General features: G+C 49.2%; 17 protein-coding genes and 6 pseudogenes. 22 read left to right on the top strand and 1 reads right to left on the bottom strand.

What is annotated here, in order from left to right; genetic code table 11:
* Nucleotides 1–22: 22 nt before the first annotated feature.
* From HZB62_07820 to rimI, 8 genes are all read left to right on the top strand, one after another.
* Nucleotides 23–307 carry an XRE family transcriptional regulator gene (locus HZB62_07820; GenBank protein MBI5075058.1) on the top strand — a complete coding sequence of 95 codons (285 nt, stop codon included), beginning with the start codon at nucleotides 23–25 and terminating at the stop codon, nucleotides 305–307.
* A gap of 300 nt (nucleotides 308–607) precedes the next feature.
* Nucleotides 608–1,048 (top strand): transcriptional repressor, encoded by a 441-nt coding sequence (locus tag HZB62_07825; GenBank protein ID MBI5075059.1) that lies wholly within the window; start codon nucleotides 608–610, stop codon nucleotides 1,046–1,048.
* A gap of 199 nt (nucleotides 1,049–1,247) precedes the next feature.
* Nucleotides 1,248–2,213, top strand: a complete 966-nt coding sequence (locus HZB62_07830; protein ID MBI5075060.1) for a zinc ABC transporter substrate-binding protein — start codon at nucleotides 1,248–1,250, stop codon at nucleotides 2,211–2,213.
* Nucleotides 2,214–2,357: 144 nt separating this feature from the next.
* Entirely contained in the window at nucleotides 2,358–3,107 is a 750-nt protein-coding gene (locus tag HZB62_07835; GenBank protein ID MBI5075061.1) for a metal ABC transporter ATP-binding protein, read from the top strand.
* Between the two features lie 16 nt (nucleotides 3,108–3,123).
* Nucleotides 3,124–3,948, top strand: coding sequence for a metal ABC transporter permease (locus HZB62_07840; protein ID MBI5075062.1), 825 nt, complete (start codon nucleotides 3,124–3,126; stop codon nucleotides 3,946–3,948).
* Between the two features lie 202 nt (nucleotides 3,949–4,150).
* Nucleotides 4,151–5,362, top strand: coding sequence for an MFS transporter (locus HZB62_07845; GenBank protein ID MBI5075063.1), 1,212 nt, complete (start codon nucleotides 4,151–4,153; stop codon nucleotides 5,360–5,362).
* An 8-nt stretch (nucleotides 5,363–5,370) separates the two neighbouring features.
* The gene (gene tsaB / locus HZB62_07850; GenBank protein ID MBI5075064.1) at nucleotides 5,371–6,057 is read left to right on the top strand and encodes a tRNA (adenosine(37)-N6)-threonylcarbamoyltransferase complex dimerization subunit type 1 TsaB; all 687 of its coding nucleotides are present in this window, start codon (nucleotides 5,371–5,373) and stop codon (nucleotides 6,055–6,057) included.
* Nucleotides 6,039–6,512, top strand: coding sequence for a ribosomal protein S18-alanine N-acetyltransferase (gene rimI, locus HZB62_07855; GenBank protein MBI5075065.1), 474 nt, complete (start codon nucleotides 6,039–6,041; stop codon nucleotides 6,510–6,512). Before tsaB ends, rimI begins: the two co-directional genes overlap by 19 nt.
* Here the strand turns inward: rimI and amrS are convergent.
* Nucleotides 6,478–7,500 (bottom strand): AmmeMemoRadiSam system radical SAM enzyme, encoded by a 1,023-nt coding sequence (gene amrS / locus HZB62_07860; protein ID MBI5075066.1) that lies wholly within the window; start codon nucleotides 7,498–7,500, stop codon nucleotides 6,478–6,480. The two genes, rimI and amrS, sit on opposite strands and share 35 nt — an antisense overlap.
* A gap of 177 nt (nucleotides 7,501–7,677) precedes the next feature.
* Between amrS and HZB62_07865 the strand changes: the two genes are divergently transcribed.
* The 14 genes and pseudogenes from HZB62_07865 to HZB62_07930 form a co-directional block, all read left to right on the top strand.
* Entirely contained in the window at nucleotides 7,678–7,884 is a 207-nt protein-coding gene (locus HZB62_07865) for a zinc ribbon domain-containing protein (GenBank protein ID MBI5075067.1), read from the top strand.
* A gap of 124 nt (nucleotides 7,885–8,008) precedes the next feature.
* Entirely contained in the window at nucleotides 8,009–9,043 is a 1,035-nt protein-coding gene (locus HZB62_07870) for a response regulator (protein MBI5075068.1), read from the top strand.
* A gap of 63 nt (nucleotides 9,044–9,106) precedes the next feature.
* Nucleotides 9,107–11,785 (top strand): valine--tRNA ligase, encoded by a 2,679-nt coding sequence (locus HZB62_07875; GenBank protein ID MBI5075069.1) that lies wholly within the window; start codon nucleotides 9,107–9,109, stop codon nucleotides 11,783–11,785.
* Nucleotides 11,785–12,618 carry a carboxylating nicotinate-nucleotide diphosphorylase gene (nadC, locus tag HZB62_07880; GenBank protein MBI5075070.1) on the top strand — a complete coding sequence of 278 codons (834 nt, stop codon included), beginning with the start codon at nucleotides 11,785–11,787 and terminating at the stop codon, nucleotides 12,616–12,618. Before HZB62_07875 ends, nadC begins: the two co-directional genes overlap by 1 nt.
* A gap of 18 nt (nucleotides 12,619–12,636) precedes the next feature.
* Nucleotides 12,637–12,894: a DUF4160 domain-containing protein gene (locus HZB62_07885; GenBank protein MBI5075071.1), complete on the top strand. Its 258-nt coding sequence runs from the start codon at nucleotides 12,637–12,639 to the stop codon at nucleotides 12,892–12,894.
* A complete protein-coding gene (locus HZB62_07890) occupies nucleotides 12,891–13,154 on the top strand; it encodes a DUF2442 domain-containing protein (GenBank protein ID MBI5075072.1) in 264 nt (87 codons plus the stop codon). The genes HZB62_07885 and HZB62_07890 overlap by 4 nt, the downstream gene beginning before the upstream one ends.
* A gap of 250 nt (nucleotides 13,155–13,404) precedes the next feature.
* Nucleotides 13,405–13,764, top strand: coding sequence for a hypothetical protein (locus HZB62_07895; protein ID MBI5075073.1), 360 nt, complete (start codon nucleotides 13,405–13,407; stop codon nucleotides 13,762–13,764).
* A 62-nt stretch (nucleotides 13,765–13,826) separates the two neighbouring features.
* Nucleotides 13,827–15,452, top strand: a pseudogene (locus tag HZB62_07900) (S8 family serine peptidase).
* 6 nt (nucleotides 15,453–15,458) lie between these two features.
* Nucleotides 15,459–16,367, top strand: a pseudogene (locus HZB62_07905) (RCC1 repeat-containing protein).
* A 264-nt stretch (nucleotides 16,368–16,631) separates the two neighbouring features.
* Nucleotides 16,632–17,015 (top strand): annotated as a pseudogene (locus HZB62_07910) (putative Ig domain-containing protein).
* A gap of 186 nt (nucleotides 17,016–17,201) precedes the next feature.
* A pseudogene (locus HZB62_07915) lies at nucleotides 17,202–17,285 on the top strand (hypothetical protein).
* Nucleotides 17,286–17,459: 174 nt separating this feature from the next.
* A pseudogene (locus HZB62_07920) lies at nucleotides 17,460–18,620 on the top strand (RCC1 repeat-containing protein).
* A 453-nt stretch (nucleotides 18,621–19,073) separates the two neighbouring features.
* A pseudogene (locus tag HZB62_07925) lies at nucleotides 19,074–19,862 on the top strand (6-bladed beta-propeller).
* Nucleotides 19,863–20,300: 438 nt separating this feature from the next.
* Nucleotides 20,301–20,817, top strand: a 517-nt coding sequence (locus HZB62_07930) for a peptidase (GenBank protein ID MBI5075074.1), incomplete at its 3' end; no start/stop codon positions are given.

Genomic DNA, 20,817 nt, shown 5'->3' on the forward strand with positions numbered 1-20,817 from the left:
AAATGAATAGGAGGATAGTGTCATGAAAGAACCCATTATCAAATCTTCCGGCAACGTATTCCTTGATCTCGGTTTTCCCCCTGAGGAAGCCGCAATTCTTCAGATGCGTGCCGAAATCATGACTGATCTTCGGAAGTTCATCAAAAACAAAAAACTTACGCAGGCAAAGGCAGCTGAGATTTTTGGTGTCAGTCAGTCCCGGGTCTCTGATTTAATAAGAGGGAAATGGGAGAAGTTCAGCCTGGAAATGCTCATATCGCTTGCAACAAAGGCCGGGATGCGTATCAGCCTTAAAAGGGCCGCATAGACACGAGTTTGAAGCATGAACCTGCACGCTATGATATGGAAGTCACTCGTGAGCAGCTTCAGGAAAAAGAAGTGCGTTCATTTTCATATGTGGCATGATGGTGATGTCGTGAAACGTCTGACAGTGAGGGCGAATGTCAATAAGCAAGTCTGACCCCATAGACCTTCAACAGATTCATGGTTGATTCTCCAGATTTTTCAACAGCGCCGACGATAGCCTTCCATTGCCACCGTCTCCTTTCTTGACTTCTCCTTCCCTTCTGCGTTAAATAGAAACAGTTTCTATTTACGAAAGAGAGTCATGAAACCTGATTTTCAGCCATTATTGAAGGGCCTCAGTCTGAAATCAACGCCGAAGAGGATCGCGCTCCTGGAGATCCTTGATGACGAAAAGGTGTACCTGAGCCCTGAGGCGATCTGGAAGATGATGCAGAAGAGGTTCAAGAGCATCGGCCTTCCGACCGTGTACCGCATTCTCGAAGAACTGCATGAAGGCAATATCATATCCCGCGTGCTCCATCCGGATCGAAAACTCTACTATTACCTCTGCAGGAATGAAGAACATCACCATCACTTTATCTGCGTTTCCTGCAATAAGGTTGAGGACCTTCATTTCTGCGCTGAAAAAGAGATAGAAACCCTCGTGGTCAAAGGCATGAAAGGAAAGATTCTTTCGCATATCCTCCAGATCAACGGCCTCTGCAGCAGATGCCTGACGGCACAGGTTCCAGCACATGGCTGATTCAATTATGTGTTTAGGATGTCATTGTGTTGATAATAGCGCTTGTTGCTCATTCGTACAAATCCCCCCACGCCCCCCTTTTCCAAAGTGGGGTATTTTTCCTCCCTTGCCTAAGGCACCTACTGTTGATCAACAAAGGCCTGTCCCCGAATGGGGAGAGGTGAGGAGGGATTTTGGAACGAATATTTTCATCTTCTTTATGATTTTGCTGTCTGTTTCTTTGTCATCCGGATGTACTAGATCAAAGGATTCCCAAAGCACGGGCAGGTCTGGAAAACTTATAGTTGTTGCCACTCTGTTTCCGCTTTATGATTTCGCAAAGAATATCGCAGGTGACCGCGCTGATGTGAAGCTTCTTCTGCCGCCCGGCGCTGAACCACACAGCTTTGAGCCCAAGCCTGCTGATATTATGATGCTTAACCATGCTGACATCTTTATCTATACGAACAGGTTCATGGAGCCCTGGGCAGAAAAGCTGCTGAAGGGGACAGAGAGCAGAGGGCTTTCTGTTGTTGATGCGAGCAGGGGCGTTAAATTTATAGACAGCAGCATTGACGGCGCTGAAGGAAATAATAAACATCAACACAATAAGCCCGGACAGAAGGAAGGTCTCAAAGAGCACGAGGTTCATGGTGCAGACCCGCATATTTGGCTCGATTTCAGCAATGCCCAAAAGATGGTTGATAATATTGCAGCCGCATTCATCGCGAGAGATCCGGCAAACAGAGACGGTTATCAGAAAAACGCAGCGGCGTATAAGGCAAGGCTCGAAGCCCTGGACAGAACTTATCAAAAAAGTCTTGCGAACTGCCCAAAAAAGATCTTTATCAACGGCGGCCACTATACCTTCGGGTACCTTGCCAACCGGTACGGGCTGCGATACCGGTCAGCCTACGGTTTTTCTCCTGATGCAGAGCCGACGGCGAGAAATCTTGCTGATATCAGCAATACGCTCCGCAGGGAGGGACTGAAGCATCTTTTCTATGAGGAGCTCCTTAGTCCAAGGATAGCAGACACGATCGCAAAGGAGACCAATGCAACACTGCTCAAACTCCATGGCAGCCACAATATTTCGAAAGAAGAGTTCAATGCCAAAAGAACATTTATTGAACTGATGGAACGGAATCTCGATAATCTGAGGACAGGACTCCAATGCCCAAATTAAGGTGTTTTAAATATGAAAAGATTTATTCATGAAATCCCTCCTATCCTCTCCCCATCCGGGGACAGGCCTTTGGCAAAGGGAGGTATCGAGCCCCTCTTTGGCAAAGAGGGGTGTGGGGAGATTTTTTGGAATGGCAAATAACCAATGCACTTATTAGCAAGCATTGTCGAGGCCAGAGACCTGAGTGTTGAATTTCACGGGCGGCAGGTGCTGTCAGGAGTGAATTTCAGCATCCTGCAGGGCGACTATGTCGGCCTTGTCGGCCCGAACGGGTCAGGCAAGTCAACGCTTATCAAATGCATGCTCGGCCTGATCAGAGCTTCGCAGGGAGATAGTTTCCTTTTTGGCTCAGCACCGGCAGATATGAAGAAGAGGGAGAGGGTTGGGTATCTGCCCCAGAGAATGGAGTTTTTCAATCCCCGTTTCCCGACAACCGTGATTGAGGTAATCTCCCAGGGCATGATAGCGAACAAAAGAGCCGGTAAAAATTCCGGCAGCGAAGAAATAGAGAAGGCGATCGAACTCTTTGATCTGAAAGGGCTCAGAAACCGGCTGATAGGAGAGCTTTCCGGCGGTCAGCAGCAGAGGGTATTTATCGCCAGGGCATTGGTGAACGCACCGGATCTTCTTATCCTTGATGAGCCGACAAGCGCGCTTGACCCTGAGGTGCGGGAAAGTTTTTTTGAACTCCTCCATGAGTTGAACGAGAAGAAGAATGTCACGGTCATTCTTGTTACCCACGATATCGGCGGCGTCGGTCAGTATGCGTCAAAGCTGATGTATCTCGACAAGAAGGTTATTTTCTTCGGCGGATTTGATGAGTTCTGCCTTTCCGAGAATATGGCGAAATTCTTCGGCTCTGCATCGCAGCATATTATCTGTCATAAACATTGACGGAAAGGAACGGAGATTGAATATCAGCGAATTTTTAGACTATGGGTTTATCCAGCGGGCGCTTATTGCCGGTTCGCTCATATCCGTGCTCTGCGCAGTGCTTGGCGTGATCCTGGTGCTGCGAAGACTCTCGATGATCGGCGACGGCCTTTCCCATGTCACCTTCGGCGGTGTTGCCCTTGCCATGGCGCTGAACTTCTATCCCCTTGCAGTCTCCCTGCCGATCGTTGTGGTGAGCTCATTCGGCATACTCAAGATGATGGAAAAGGCGCGGGTATTCGGTGATGCTGCCATTGCGGTCGTCTCCTCGATCGGTATTGCGATCGGCATACTGCTTGCCAGCATTGCCGGGGGCTTTAACGTGGACCTGTTCAGTTATCTGTTCGGCAATATCCTCTCGATCAGCACGCTTGAGGTTGGTGCGGCAGTGGTCATATCCGTCACGGTGCTCGCAGCTATCTATTTCTTCTTTGACGAGATCTTTTCTATTACGTTCGATGAGGATTTTGCGCGTGCATCAGGCATACCGGTTGACCGTATCAATGCCGTGCTGATGGTACTCACCGCAGTTACGGTTGTCCTTACGATGAAGGTTGTCGGCATTATGCTCACCTCTGCGCTTCTTGTCCTGCCTGCAGTCACGGCCTTTCAGAATGCACGGGGATTCAGGAATGCCATTATCATGGCATCGATCGCATCGCTTTTTTCCCTTCTGTCCGGGGTCTGCATTTCTTTTGCCCTGAACCTGCCTGCTGGCGCCACGATCGTGATGGTCAATGTCTTTCTCTTTTGCGGCGCGTTTTTCTTCAGGCATTTCTTTGGCAGTCCTGCGACAGAATAATTTGGCTGCGCCAGTTACGAAGGAGTTTATCGGTATGAGGACATTCAACTACAACAATCCCTCCTATCCTCCCTTTGTTAAAGGGAGAAATAAATCCCCTCTTTGGCAAAGAGGGGCGAGGGGAGATTTATTCGATCTGATTTCTATTTCGAAACTGTCATTTAGCCAATTGGCGCTCCATAACATGAAAGCATACTAACCCATGGAAGATTCAGGCAGATTTTCAGCCTTCTCGTTCAGGGACTTCAGGCTCTTCTGGTTCGGACAGATCATATCCCTGTCCGGGAGCTGGATGCAGACTGTTGCGCAGGGCTGGCTCGTGTACAGCCTCACAAAGTCACCCCTTCACCTCGGCATGGTTGCAGCAGCCAATGCCTTGCCGATACTGCTCTTTACGCTCTTCGGCGGTCTGATCGCAGACCGGTATCCTAAGCGCAATCTCCTCTTATTCACCCAGGCGCTTTCGATCATACCAGCAGTCCTTCTCGGCTTTCTGACCAGCAGAGGCACCGTGACGGTCTGGCATGTTGCCGGATTGGCTGCCTTTCTGGGTACGATCAATGCCCTGGATATTCCGGTGCGCCAGTCTTTTCTTGCAGAGATGGTCGGCAAGGGACATATTGCAAATGCCATTGCCCTGAATTCGGCAGCCTTTAACGGAGCGCGCATAACCGGCCCTGTGATCGCCGGTGTTGCCATAGCCTATTTAGGCATTCCGGCGTGCTTCTATCTGAATGCGCTCAGCTTTGTAGCGGTGATCGTTGCTCTGTACCGCATCGAGACAAGAGGAGAGATAAGAGGAAGGTCTGAGGGCATGCTCAGGGACTTTTATAAAGGGCTCGTCTTTGTCAGGGCAAACAGGGAGATGAAGCATGTTTTTCTGCTGATCGCTGTGTTCAGCGTCATAGGACTGCCGTACATCAGCCTTCTTCCGATCTTTGCAGCCGAGGTATTCCATGCGGGGCCAAAGGGGCTCGGATTTTTGGTCGGCGCATCAGGTATCGGCGCTCTGACCGCAGCACTTCTTATTGCTGCGCGCAGAGACATAAAAGATAAAGCACGCTTTATGTCTCTTGCCGCGCTTACGTTTGCGGCAGCGCTCTTTCTCTTTTCCCTGTCGAGCATACTCTGGCTCTCGCTGCTGGTCATTATGGCGGCAGGCTGGGGAATGGTGAGCTATCTTGCTGTTGCGAACAGTTTTATCCAGATCACGGTTCCGGATGAGCTCAGGGGAAGGGTCATGTCTCTCTATTCCCTGGTCTTTCTTGGTACGGTCCCGATCGGCAATGCGATCATGGGCATGATCGCAGACCGCACAGGAACGCCGCGTGCGGTGACGATAGCCGGCGTTGTCTGTCTGATCGCTGCTGCAGTATTTGCGAAGAGACACCTGATGCGGCGTAATCGGATATAATACCCTCCGTGAAGATCCTTGCTATTGAGACCTCGACCATGCTCGGCGGCGTTGCCATTGCTGACGAAAAGGGGCTGATTGCCGAGACGAGGCTGAATGTGAAGTCCACGCATTCTGAACGGTTGATGGCGACCATTGACGAGCAGCTGAGGCATTCTGCAATGGCGCTTGGCGATATTGATGTTTTTGCTGTTGCCTCAGGTCCTGGCTCATTCACCGGACTGCGGATCGGGCTCGGCACAGCCAAGGGACTCTGCTATGCAACCGGCAAACCGCTGGTCATGGTTCCGACGCTCGAGGCCTTTGCGCGGAGCTTTCCCTTCTCGAAATATCCTGTCTGTGTCATGCTCGATGCGCGCAGGGGCGAAGTATATGCTGCGGTCTTCCAGTGGGACAGAGGTTTCGTGAAGCTTCTTGATGAGGTCTCTGCTGCTCCGGAGGACCTGTTCCGGGATGTGGAGAGCCCTGTTATTCTTGCGGGCGAGGGAGCAGTGGTGTACCGTGAAAGGCTCTGTGCAGTGCTCGGAGAACGTGCAGTCTTCGCACCTCTCGAAAAGATGGTGCCGTCCCCGGCAGATGTTGCCATGCTCGGCCTTGAAAAGGCGCTTCAGGGAGAATTCACTGATGCCTCGTCTGCGGAGCCGTTTTATATCAGGAAGTCAGAGGCGGAGGTGAAGTGGTCTCAAAAGCGGTAAAGGAGTTCCTGATCCGGGACCTCAGGCCTGAGGATGTTCCGGAAGTTCTTGCAATAGAGAAGGCTTCTTTTACCACGCCCTGGTCAGAGATACTTTTCATGAATGAGATATTCAAGCCCGGGTCGCTGCCAAAGGCGGCTCTGCTCGGAGAGAAGATCGTCGGTTATATCTGTGCCAACTATCTGCTTGATGAGGGGCACATCCTGAATGTGACCGCTCATCCTGATCACCGGAGACAGGGCATAGCATCGCAGCTGGTTCAGCATATGACCGATCTGCTCGGGAAAGAAGGCTGCCTGATAATCTTTCTTGAGGTGAGATTATCGAACGAGGCTGCGCTCAGGATGTATGAGAAGGCGGGTTTCAGGATCCTCTCGGCAAGAAAGGCCTATTACACGCATCCGGTCGAAGATGCGGTCATCATGTCGCTTCATCTCCCCAAATGCCGTCAATAGGAGCTCTGCAGTCAGGACAGTTCCTGCCCTTGAGACCGTTTTCCTGAATGCTGTATCCGAAACGCCTGATCAGCAGTTTCCTGCAGGAGGGGCAGTACGTATTCTCTCCCCCCTCGCCGGGAACGTTTCCTTCATACACGTACTTCAGGCCGGCCCTGGATCCGATCTCCCTTGCTTTTCGGAGAGTGGCAACAGGCGTCCTCGGCTTATCCATCAGCTTGTACGTGGGATGAAATTGGCTTACATGCCAAGGTATGCCGGGATCAACCGACACGATGAATTCCGCTATATCGGTAAGATCTTTTTCTGAATCATTGAGGTCAGGAATGATGAGTGTCGTAACCTCGACCCATACGCCCAGTTCCTTTATGAGCCTGATGGTCTCCTGAACAGGCTGGAGCCTTGCCCCGCAGACAGTGCGGTAAAAAGCATCGCTGCCTTTCAGGTCGATGTTGTTTGCATCAAGAACGGGCGCCATGAGCCTTGTCGCCTCAGGCCCTGTGTATCCGTTTGACACAAAGACATTTCTGAGGCCTTTTGAGCGGGCCAGCTGTGCACACGCATAGGCGAACTCAAAGAAGATCGTCGGCTCGGTGTACGTGTAGGAGATGCTCTTGCAGCCATGTTCGAGAGCTGCTTTCACGATCTCTTCCGGCGTCATATCCTTTCCGGGTATTTCGAACTTCTCTTCATGGGGATATTGGGATATTTCATAGTTCTGGCAGTGCTTGCATCTGAAATTACAGCCGACGGTTGCTATTGAGAGGGATCTGCTGCCGGGCAGAAAGTGAAAAAGAGGCTTTTTTTCTATGGGGTCGATGTTCATTGAGATGACCTTGCCGTACACAAGACTGTAGAGCGTGCCATGCTGGTTTTCCCTGACAGCGCATAATCCCCGCTTGTCATGGTGGATAAGACAATTATGACAGCAGAGATGACATCTTACGTCTTCCTTTTCCAGTTTTTCGTAAACCATGGCCTCTTTCATGCTTCCATTATAGCAGGCGCAGGCATGATGTAAACCCGTTTTATTAAACAATATTGGTAACGTTGTGAAAGGTCCGTCTGATGTGCTGCGGGTCAAAGCTCGTCGCTGAATTGACTTGAAGATCTCTTAATTATTAGTATTAATAGATAAGATACCAGTTATTTTTAGGAGGTAATGATGCCTATATATGAATATGACTGCATGACCTGCAAAGAGATATTCTCTGTTCTGCAGAGCATAACCTGTGGAAAGAATGAGACAAAATGTCCAAAGTGCGGTTCGGACAAGGTGAAGAAGAGAATGTCTTCGTTCTGCTGTTCATCAGGTTCAGGAAGCAGCCATTCTTCTTCAATGCCTTCGGGTGGTTTCAGCGGGGGCGGTTGAGGTGTCTCTTCCTGTTGAACCGTTGGTTCAGCCCCTTTCCTGACAGCTGTAAATTGATAAAAAGTCTTGACAATTTCAGCACTTAGCACTAAAATTTGTCAAAATACTTTAATAGAGGTGAAGAATGGCTCGCAAGCTATTACTCGCGGATGACAGCATAACCATACAGAAGGTTGTGGAACTGGTCCTCGCTGAGGAAGATTTTGAGATAAAGTCCGTGAGCAATGGCGAGGACGCACTGAATCTCCTCGAAAGTTTCCAGCCTGACCTTGTACTTGCTGATATAGAGATGCCCAAAGTGAACGGGTATCAGCTTTGCGACAGGATAAAGAAAAATCCGGCTACTGCCCATATCCCCGTTATTCTTCTTGCCGGCGCATTTGAACCGATCGACGAAGAGCTTGCAGCCCAGATCCATGCGGACGATTCTGTCATCAAACCTTTTGAATCACAGGAACTGATCAGCAAGATCAATTCTGTCCTGACCATGAGCTCTGCCGGTGCAGAAGAGCTCGTTGCAGCAGAAGAGACCGTGGCAGAGGCTGGAGAGGATGTGTTCGTTCTGACCGAGGAGGCTGAGGAGGCTGTCAGTGTTGCCGAAGCGGAAGAGGATCTCTGGTCAATGGAAGAGGTCCCGGAGATCCCTGAGGCTGTCAGCGCAGAGGCAGTGCCGGAGGCAGAAGAGGCGGTCGAGGCAGGGATTGAAGGGTTGGAAGAGACGTTCGAGATCGAAGAAGAGACCATGATCCCCGAAATTGAAGAGGCCCCGGCAGCAGCAGCTCCGGCTGCCGTTATTGCCGAAGCTGCAAGGCCTCAGATGGCCCGCGAGTTCGTGATGCCGGAAGTCGTTGTTCCCTCGAAGGCAGAGATGCTGGCTGTCTTTGAAAAGACCGTGAATGCGAGCGTGACCGCCTTTTTGTCATCGCTCGATATCAAGGCTGCCATGCTGGCAGCGCTTACCCCGGCTATGAAGGAGTCAGTTGAAAAGGTCATCTGGGAGATCGCTCCGGAACTTGCCGAAAAGCTGCTGAAGGAAGTTCTCAAGGGTTCCATAGCCTCTCTTACCTCTGAAGTGGAGAAGGTTATCTGGGAAACCGTGCCTGATCTGGCAAGTACGATGATCTCGAAAGAGATCGAAAAGATCAAGTCTGAATTCTAAGGTACAACATTTATAGGAATAGGGCGGGGAAGCGGCAAAACCGAATCCCCGCTTTTCTTTGGTATGGCAGAATTAGAAAAAAGTTATAACCCCGAAATAACGGAAAAGAAATGGTATGAGTTCTGGACAAGCAGGGACCTGTTCACTGCTGATCCGAACGCATCGGGCGAACCATTTACGATCGTTATCCCGCCTCCCAATGTGACGGGCACGCTTCATATGGGTCATGCCCTGAATGCGACCCTTCAGGACATTCTTATCCGCTGGAAGCGTATGAGCGGTTTCAATGTGCTCTGGGTGCCTGGCATGGACCATGCCGGCATAGCAACGCAGAATGTCGTCGAACGTCAGTTGGCTGCAGAGAAGGTCGACCGCCATCAGCTTGGCAGGGATGCGTTCATCGAACGGGTCTGGACCTGGAAGGGCGAATACGGCGGCAGGATCATCAATCAGCTTAAGAGGCTCGGATCGTCCTGCGACTGGTCAAGGGAGCGCTTTACGCTTGACGAGGGTCTTTCAAAGGCGGTTGTCGAGGTCTTTGTTACTCTCCATGAGCAGGGGCTTATCTATCGCGATAATCGTTTGATCAACTGGTGCCCCAGGTGCCATACCGCTCTTTCTGATATTGAGGTGGAGCACGAGGACGTTGACGGAAAGCTCACCCATATCAAATATCCCTTTACTGACAAAAGCGGCCATATCATTGTTGCCACCACACGTCCCGAGACCATGCTGGGAGATACGGCGGTTGCCGTGAATCCGGATGATGAGCGGTACCAGGATGTTATCGGCAAGACCATAGACCTTCCGCTTACTAACAGAAAGATCCCCATTATTGCAGATGCTTCTGTCGATCCGGCTTTTGGGACAGGCGCGGTAAAGGTAACGCCTTCGCATGACTTTAATGACGAGGCCACGGCAAAGAGACAGTCACCGGTGCTGCCGTTCATCACGGTCATCGCTCTTGACGGGACCATGACCGCAGAAGCCGGGAAGAAGTACAGCGGGATGGACCGGTACACCTGCAGGAAAGCGGTCGTGAAAGATCTCCAGGAGATGGACCTGATCGAAAAACAGGATACCTACACGCATGCCATCAGTCAGTGCTATCGCTGTAAAACAGTTATCGAGCCGCTGCCCGCTCTCCAGTGGTATGTGAAGGTGGGCCCTCTTGCAGAGAAGGCGATGGATGCGGTGCGCACCGGCAAGACGAATTTTGTGCCGAAATCCTGGGAGAATACCTATTTTGCCTGGATGGAGAATATCAGGGACTGGTGCATATCCCGGCAGATCTGGTGGGGCCACAGGATCCCGGCCTGGTACTGCGATTGCGGTGAAGTGATGGTCAGCCGCAGAGAGCCTGAGCAGTGCAGTAAATGCGGCAATATCAGGCTCAGGCAGGAGGAGGATGTCCTTGACACCTGGTTCTCCTCGGCGCTCTGGCCTTTCTCGACCCTGGGATGGCCCGACACCACCCCTGAACTGAAGAAATACTATCCCACGGCTGTGCTGGTGACCGGATTCGATATCATCTTCTTCTGGGTAGCACGCATGATGATGATGGGCATCCATTTCATGAAAGAGGTCCCGTTCAGGGACGTGTACATTCATGCACTGGTGAGGGACGCGTCCGGCCAGAAGATGTCCAAATCAAAGGGCAATGTGATCGATCCCCTGGTGATGATGGATAAATACGGCACTGATGCCTTCAGATTCACGCTTGCGGTGTTTGCAGCGCAGGGACGTGACGTGAAGTTCTCGGAGGAGAGGGTGGAGGGATACCGCCACTTTGTGAACAAGCTCTGGAATGCTTCGCGTTTTATCCTCTCAAATACAGAGGGCATTAACCTGCCTGCAGCTCCTGACATGGAGCGTCTTGATTTGGGCAGCAGATGGATCGTGTCCAGACTTTCTGCAGCAGCTCAGGATGTGCATACGGCTCTTGAGGAATACCGGTTCAATGATGCGGCAGGCAGTATGTATTCATTCGTCTGGCATGAACTCTGCGACTGGTATATCGAGATGGTAAAACCTGTGCTCTACGGCGAGGATGAAAGCAGGGAGACCGTGAAAGAGTGTCTCCTGTATGTCCTGGAGAATACGCTCAGGCTGCTCCATCCCTTCATGCCCTATGTTACGGAAGAGATCTGGCAGACCATGCCTCATGAAGGCGAGAGCATAATGAAGACGTCCTATCCGAGGGACATGCCCAGAGATGTTTCTGCTGAGGAGCAGATGGAAGTCATCATGGAGACGGTCATGGCGATCAGGACGATCCGGGGTGAACTTACCCTATCGCCTTCGCTTGAGTTGAAGGCGGTCGTGAAGACCCATACCGTCCATGCAAAAGATATTCTTGCAGAGAATATGCTTTTTCTGAAGAAACTGAGCCGTGCGGATATTCAGAAGATCGGCGCTGATGTCGAAAAACCGAAGGGCTCTTCTGTGGCGGTCAGGACCCATGTCGAGGTATATGTTCCTCTTGAGGGGCTGCTTGATCTCGATCTTGAGATAGAACGGATCAATAAAGAGATGGAGAAGCTTGACGAGACCGCAAGTTTCCTCGGCAAAAAGCTTAACAATGAGGACTTTGTCAAACGGGCACCGAAGGAGATCGTTGCCAAAGAAAAAGAAAAATATGATGACTGCATGAGAAAAATGGAGCTCGTCAAAGAGAACCTTCAGAAGATGCTCGCCCTTCAGGGTGATAAAGGGCCTGACCTGAAAGGAGCAGGGTCATAATGGATATGCCGGCAAGCATTACCCAGCTCCTGCGGCATGCGATCGAAGAGGACATCGGTCATGGCGACATCACTTCATCCCTGATCATCCCTGAAGAGAGCGAAGCCAGGGCCCTGTTTATCGCAAAAGGGAACTTTGTGCTTGCAGGCTTCCCGTTCAGCAGGGAGGTGTTTCAAATTCTGGACAAGACCGTATCGTTCAAGACATTTCTTGCAGAGGGCGCCAAGGTCCGCAGGGGAGATGTGCTGGGCGAAGTTACCGGGAAGACGAGACTGCTCCTTGCCGGTGAGCGGACGAGCCTGAACATCCTTCAGCATCTTTCCGGTATCGCTACCCTGACAGCCCAGTTCGTTGATGCAGTCGCCGGAACGAGAGCGAAGATCCTTGACACCAGAAAGACGACCCCTTGCCACCGGTTCATGGAAAAATATGCTGTCCGCATGGGCGGCGGTGTGAACCACCGCTTCGGTCTTTTCGACGGCATTCTGATCAAGGACAATCATATTGAAGCAGTCGGCGGGATACAGGAAGCGGTCAGCCTTGCGAAGGCGGGCCATCATCTCGCCAGGATCGAGGTGGAGGTCGAGAATTTCAGGGACCTTGAGGAAGCCCTCGAGGCAAAAGCGGATATCATTATGCTCGACAATATGTCGATAGCTGACATGAGCGAGGCCGTGAAGATAGTCAACGGCCGGGTGGCACTTGAAGCTTCAGGAAATGTAACGCTCGAAAATGTTCGTGAGATTGCCGAGACCGGCGTTGACATGATATCTGTCGGCGCCTTGACCCACTCCGTGACCGCGGCAGATATCAGCCTCAAGATCGTCCAGTAATGTTGTGATCCCATAGATATGCCGACCATCTTGTTCATAATCGGCTGGAGATTTTTCTTTTATGCCAACGAGGGAACAGAACCGATTCACGTTCACTGCAAGAAGGGGGATATGGAATGCAAATACTGGCTGGACAGAAAGAACTTTGCGCTGGAAGAGGCCTACGCATATAATATGAACAGTACCGATAAACGAAACGTCAAGAAGATAATTTTTGAATATTTTGAATTTATAGAGAAAGAATGGGATAAATTTCAAAAGGAGTTAAGTCAATGAGAAAAATTCATCATATTGAAGAAATAGATTTTCAGGACGATATGATGATTATACAGATTGACGGGAAAAAGCACCGTTTCAGGATAGATGAGATTTCCAGGAGACTGGCTGCTGCGTCCCGTATTGAAAGAGAAAAATATGAGATATCACCGTCTGGTTATGGCATTCATTGGCCTTTGATAGATGAGGATTTGGCCATTGACGGATTGCTGGGCATAAGACATACGCCGTCAAAACTGAGAGATAAAGTAAGCGCATAGATTTCACGTGAATGTCAGATCAAGGGCGCTTAATGGGGAAAAAGATGACGTAGAGTTTGACACCGAAATTTCCATCAGAGCCTTGACTCATTCCGTGACCGCAGCAGACATCTGCCTCAAGATCGTCCAGTAGTTCCTCCCGTTTGTTCTCTGCGCCGCCGCAAATATTTCTTGACAACGTCTTTATTCTCCGGTAGTCTTTTTTAGAAAAAGCACAAAGAACAGCACGCATCGCATCCTTGGGGGGATAATGAAAAAAAATATCGGATTCGTCTATGGCGACTGCATTTCTTTTTTTCCCGTCTGCATTATCACGCTGCTTCTGACCATGCCAGCCTATGCCCTTGATATGGCCCAGGTCGAGGCAGGCGCAACCTCCTATAGAGAAGGCGAACTCCTTGTCAAATTCAAAGCAGGGACACCTGAGGAAATAAAAAATAAAATCCATGAGATGATAGGCTCGGAAGTTATTAAAGAATTCCGCTCGATACAGGTCCAGCACGTCAGTCTGAAAAAGGGCTTAAGCGTAGACGAAGCACTCCGTTTGTACAGGGCAGACCCGAATATCGAATACGCAGAGCCTGACTACAATGTGAAAATTCAGAAATGAGTATAGAAAGAATAAATGTCACAAACGAAGGAAGAATCAATTAAATCTATGGGGGTAGGGTCATGAAATCAGGATTAATGAGGGTCGTTCTTTTTTCAGTGCTGTTCGTTTTCCTTTTCTCGGGTTATAGCCCGGCAGTTATGGGAGTTGATGGAGGCGGGGGCGATCAGGTCCAGGCCATTGAAAAGACGAAGGAGCATAAGTATAAAGACGGGGAGATCCTGGTTAAATTCAGGGAAGGGGTTAGTGAAAAAAAGAAAAATGATAAACACGGCAAGCACGGCGCAAAGAAACTAAAAGAATTTACAAGACTTAAGATAGAGCATATCAAAATACGCGATGGCATGACCGTTGAAGAGGCGATTCATCGTTACCAAGCTGATCCGACGGTCGAATATGCAGAGCCGAATTACAGAATCTTTCCGCTCAGTGTCCCCATGCAGTTCCCATATGACCCCTATTTCAGCTCGATGTGGTCTCTATATAATTACGGCCAGACAGGCGGTACGCCTGGCGCAGATATCGGTATGCCGGAAGCATGGAGTATTACAACCGGAAGTAGCGATGTAGTTGTCGGAGTCAATGATACCGGCATTTATCGTGACCATCCCGACCTCGTGGATAATATGTGGGTAAACCAGAGTGAATTAAACGGAGTATCGGGTATTGATGATGACGGGAATGGCTATATTGACGATATATATGGAATCTCGAACCTTTTATTTGACGGGCCACATGGAACCGGGGCAGCAGGCATAATCGGAGCCTATGGCAACAATGGCTTGGGAGTAGTGGGCGTCAATTGGGATGTCAAAATGATAGATTGCAACTTCATGGCGACCGGCACGATTGTTTCAGTGATAGATTGCCTGAACTATTACCGCACCCTAAAATCAAGAGGTGTCAATATCGTAGCAACAAACAATAGCTTTGCGACTTCTTACTCTCAAGCTCTTTATGCTGCAATCAAAGATCAAATGACTGCAGGTATTCTTTTTATTGCCGCTGCCGGCAATGGCGGCTATCAGAATGGAGGTGATGGTTTAGATAATGATTATTTTCCGCTTTATCCAGCCAACATAGATCTGCCCAACGTAATTTCTGTGGCGGCAACAGATCACAATGACAACATGACGTATTTTTCTGATTATGGACAACATACTGTTCATGTTGCAGCACCTGGAGACCTTGTTTACACAACAGTCAGCGATGGCGGCTATGGACCAGCACAAGGCACATCTTTTTCAGCTCCTTATGTTACCGGACTTGCCGCCTTGATCAAGTCAGGCAACCTTGATTATGATTGGCGAGATATAAAGAACCTAATTCTTTCAGGCGGGGATGACTTGGTATCTCTTAATGGCAAGACCATAACGGGCAAGCGGATCAATGCCTACGGTTCACTAACATGCACTGATCGTCCTGTATTCTCCGCCTTGAAATATCCCAGATACGCTCAAATAGACAAGGCCACAACCCTATCGGCCTTGAGCATCAACTGTAACCATTCTGTTGGCGATAAAGTTACCGTTGTCCCATCAGCCGGCCAGGGGGTAGATCTGTTCGATAACGGAAATTCCCCCGATCTTGTGGCCGGAGACGGCATATTCACTGCAGAATGGACTCCTCAAGATGACTATTCTTCTCTTGCCTTTTCTTCTCCGGCAGGCTCTGAGATTGTCAATATAAGCAGCATGGGGCAGCCCTGGATCTGGGCATGGGGAAATAATTCATACGGTAATTTCGGCGATGGAACTGCCATAAGCAGTTACACCCCAGTTCCGGTTAACGGGTTGACGGATGTTATTGAAATAAAGAGCAGCGGTTCTCACACTCTGGCTTTGAGGAATGATGGCAGCGTCTGGTCTTGGGGATATAATCATTTCGGACAGCTCGGGAATGGAAGGTCAGACTTTAAATCTTTTGTGGCCTCTCCCGGTCAAGTAATAGAACTGCCAACTGCTGTTGCCATTGCAGCCGGTAGTGATTACAGTTTGGCAATTGGAGACGATGGGTCCCTCTGGACCTGGGGGCACAATAATTATGGGCAGTTGGGAGATGGAACTACCATTGAAAGGCCATCTCCTGTTCAAATAAGCGGCCTTTCAGGTGTCATTGCAATAGCTTCAGGTCAATATCACAATCTGGCGCTGAAAAATGACGGAACAGTCTGGACATGGGGTTATAACAACTACGGCCAACTCGGTGACGGAAGTACCTTGAACAGGCTAACGCCGGTTCAAGTTTATGGGCTTTCTGATGTTAAAGCAATCGCAGCCGGAGGTTTTCATAGTCTGGTGGTTAAGAACGATGAAACTGTCTGGGCATGGGGGAATAATGATAGAGGACAACTGGGCGACGGTTCACAGTTTAATAATAGAACGGCCCCTGTTCAGGTAATCGAAATTGGCAGCGTAATTAAAGTTGCAGGGGGCTCCTATCACAGCCTGGCGCTAAGAAGTGACGGCACTGTATGGGCATGGGGGGATAATATTATTGGACAGCTGGGAGATGGTACGCAAAATTTTGCCTTGATCCCGGTTCAAACATCTGGACTCACCAATGTAGCAACAATTGATGCAGGAGGCCATCTAAATATTGCAGCAAAATCAGATGGTTCGGTCTGGACCTGGGGCGTTAATTACGAAGGGCAAATAGGTGACGGTACAACAGTATTGAGATTGTTGCCGACTCACGTTACTGAAGTAAATAACGCAATAAAAATTTTGGCTGCTGGACAGAGCGCCTTTGCTCTCACTCCACCAGTTCTGGGCATTAATATTGCGGCGCTCTCTGATGCCACCCTTAATTATTTTTATAGCAGCGCACTGGCCGCCTCAGGCGGATATCAACCATATACGTGGTCAATAGTGCAGGGCGCCTCCCTTCCCCCTGGCCTTAATTTTGAGCCAACATCGGGGATAATTTCAGGAACACCGACTGCATCAGGAACGTTCACATTTACTGTTCAAGTTCAGGATGCAAGGAACAATTCATCGACAAAGAATTTGTCAATATTGGTAGATAATGATTTGTTCGTCGGAACTCAATCCCCCTTGCCTTTTGCAACAGTCAATACACACTACAGTCACATCCTCTTAGGGGCCGGTGGAGTACAGCCATATGCGTGGTCTCTATCACAATCCTCGACCTTACCTGCTGGGTTGAATTTAGATAGCCAAACCGGCGTCATATCGGGCATTCCTGCAGCTACCGGGACAACTACTTTCACTGTGCAGATAGGCGACTCTCAGCAGCCGACAGCAAGCGTTGCAATACAAGAACTTTCACTCTCCATTTATGAGCCCTTGGCTATAACTGCTTCTTCTCCTCTGCCTTCAGATGAAATTAATGCTTCATATAATCAAGCATTGGAGGCTGCAGGAGGATTGCCTCCTTACAGTTGGACCATCCTGTCAGGTAACCTGCCGGATGGTATGGGGCTAAGTTCATCAGGTTTACTTTCCGGAATTCCGACAACAGGAGGAGATTATAATTTTACAGTACAAATCAATGATTCAAAAAATCCTTCAGGATCAGTTATAAAAGAACTTTCACTCACTATTATTGACGTAGCAGCTCCAATTACATCTGCTTTCCCTCCGGGAGGCACGTATGCTGCAGCACAAAAAGTCAAACTTTCAAATAGTGAGCATGGCACAATCCACTGTACCAAGGATGGGACGACACCAACCATATTATCTCCCACCTGTTCAACTGTTAATGTGAGCAAGCCGCTCACTCTAAAGTTTTTCTCTGTAGATGTTGCCGGCAACGTTGAATCTGTTAAGACGGAAACTTATACGATCACCGGTGGCGAACTATGGGCCTGGGGATATAACGGCGATGGCGAATTAGGTGACGGTACAACAATAAGCAGATATGCTCCTGTTCGGGTGAATGGTCTATCTCAAGTAGTTTCTTCAGCATCGGGAGCAACGCACACGCTCGGGTTGACAAACGATGGATTTGTGTGGTCGTGGGGTGGTAATTCCTTAGGCCAACTTGGAGACGGAACAACATCAAGCCGATCAACTTCAATGCAAATAAACGGTCTTGAGAATATTGCTGACGTTGCAGCCGGAACATCTCACAGCATGGCTCTTAGAGGTGACGGGACAGTCTGGACCTGGGGTGGTAATTCCTCTGGCCAATTAGGTGACGGAACTACCGTCCAGAGACATACGCCTTTTCAAATATATACGTTGTCAAATGTAGTGTCCATTCAGGCAGGATATTTGCAGAGTTTTGCAGTCAAAGCCGATGGCTCGGTCTGGGCGTGGGGGGATAATTCTTATGGACAATTGGGTATCGGCTCAAACGATCAACAGTTATTGCCTGTCCAAGTAAGTGGTTTATCAAATATTATTGATGTCGCAGCAGGCTCGCGACATACTGTTGCTCTGGCGGCCGACGATTCGGTCTGGGCGTGGGGGGATAATTCTTACGGACAATTGGGGGACGGCACGGTGACTGATTCTCAAACGCCTGTTCGGGTTGTCGGACTGTCAAACGTCATAGCTATTGCTGCAGGTGGCAATCACACGGTTGCACTTACTAACGACGGCAGAGTCTGGACTTGGGGGATGAATAGCTATGGACAACTCGGCGACGGCACCACGTATGGCAGAGTATACCCTCAGGCTATTGGTGATATATCAAACATCTTTGCGATTTCAGCAGGGGATAATTTTGTCATTGCTGTGAAAAATAATGGTTACGTTAAGACTTGGGGCTTGAACAGCTACGGGCAACTTGGCGATGGGACACAGATTAATAAATTGAACCCCATAACAATAAGCGGCCTCACAAATGTCGCATCTATATCGGGTGGCTTTTCTCAATCGTTTGCTATAGTTTCTCCTTATGTCCCAACAGTCTGTACAAATGCTCCATCTGTTTCGATCACGCCATCTTTCCAGACTATAAGAAATGACGGTGGGAATGTTGTATATAACTTAACGTTATCAAACGAAAACTCCCCAGCCTGTGGGAATGAAACTTTCAATATTTCGGTAACAAATTCGAATTATTCAGATTTCATAGTTGTTCCGAGTTTGACACAAGTGACTCTTTCTCCTGGAGAAATTTCAACAATTTCGCTCACTGTGACTGCAACTCCGGGCTTAATCAATGGATATACGAGCATATTTATAACTGCAACGACATCGAACCAGCTATCAGTAATTTCAAATGGAGTAGTCGCTGACATTAATGTTCCACATGTTATCACCGCATCAGCAGGCTCTAATGGAACTATTTCTCCTTCCGGTGCCGTGCCCGTGAATGAAGGAGGCAACCAGACCTTCATGATCACAGCGAATACTGGATACCATATTGCCGATGTATTAGTGGACGGCGTATCGGTTGGTGCAGTATTAACTTACACTTTCAGTAATGTCACTACGAATCATACGATCATTGTTATTTTTGTCAGAGCTTTCACAGTCACCCCATCGGCAGGGATTGAGGGCGAACCGAGCTTCTATCACTTTGATTCCAAATGGGGGTCTTTTGGTCTTAATAATGGACAGTTCGGCGGGCCATATTCTGTTGCTGTAGATGCTCAAAACAATATCTATGTTGCAGATTCAGGTAATGCTCGCATCCAGAAGTTTGATTCAAACGGTAATTACGTGAGTCAATGGGGCTCTGGAGGGTCAGGCAATGGCCAGTTTATGTATCCATATGGATTAGCACTCGATACTCAGGGAAATATCTATGTTGCTGACACTTACAATAACCGCATCCAGAAGTTTGATTCAAACGGTAATTACGTGAGTCAATGGGGTTCTGAAGGATCAAGCAACGGCCAGTTTGAATTTCCGGAGGGCATTGCAGCAGATGCCCAGGGTAATATCTATGTTGCTGATACATGGAACAGCCGCATCCAGAAGTTTGGTTCAAACGGTAATTACATAAGTCAGTGGGGGTCTAATGGTAATGGAGATGGTCAGTTTGTATCCCCGGAGGGCATTGCAGTAGATACCCAGGGGAATATCTATGTTGCTGATACGGGCAACAGCCGCATTCAGAAATTCGATTCAAACGGTAATTACGTGAGTCAATGGGGCTTTTACGGAACAGGTGTTGGACAATTGTCTGCGCCTATTGGCGTGGCAGTAGATGCCCAGGGTAATATCTATGTTGCTGATACAGGCAACAGCCGCATCCAGAAATTTGATTCAACCGGTAATTATGTGACCCAGTGGGGGTCGAATGGAACTGGAGATGGACAGTTTTCCGGTCCCTATGGAGTTGCCTCGGATGCTCAAGGCAATATCTATGTTGCTGATACTGGGAATGAGAGGATTCAGAAATATCATCTTGTGTATTCCGGATCATCCTCTGCCGGGGGCAGCATAAGCCCTTCTACTCCCCAGACTGTAAATGAAAACGAAACTATAACGTTCAATATTTTAGAGAATTCGGGTTACCGCATCAAATCGGTTACGGGTTGTGGTGGAACGCTGACCGACAGTACCTATACCACTGGGTCGATCATTGTTGATTGTGCAGTAGCCGTGACGTTTGCGATGACATATCCTGATCTGGTGGTGACATCAGTATCAGGGCCGACAAGCGCCATTACCCTGCAGAGTATCAGTGTGTCCAATACGGTACAGAACCAGGGAGGGGCGGCGTCAGGGAACTTCAGTATTGGCATCTATCTTTCGACTGATCCCGCTATCACGACCGGAGATATCCTGATAGGCACTCGAACGGCCTCGCTTGCAGCAAATGGGGTAAGTGCAATAAGCACGACTGTTACGATACCGGCAAGTATAGCAAGCGGCACATATTACATTGGAGCGATAGCAGACTCTGCAGGAGTAGTGCAGGAGTCAAACGAGACGAACAATTCTCTTGCGGGCAACCAGATAACGGTCACACCGGGAGCGGACCTGGTGGTGACATCAGTATCCGGGCCAGTCAGTGGAGGTTCAGGCCAGACGATCACGATTAATAGTGTGGTAAAAAACCAGGGGATTGGAATGTCGCAGGGGTTCAGTGGCGGGTATTATTTGTCGACTGACGCAAACATAACGACCA

Source organism: Nitrospirota bacterium, assembly GCA_016214855.1.
Lineage (GTDB): Bacteria > Nitrospirota > Thermodesulfovibrionia > Thermodesulfovibrionales > UBA6898 > UBA6898.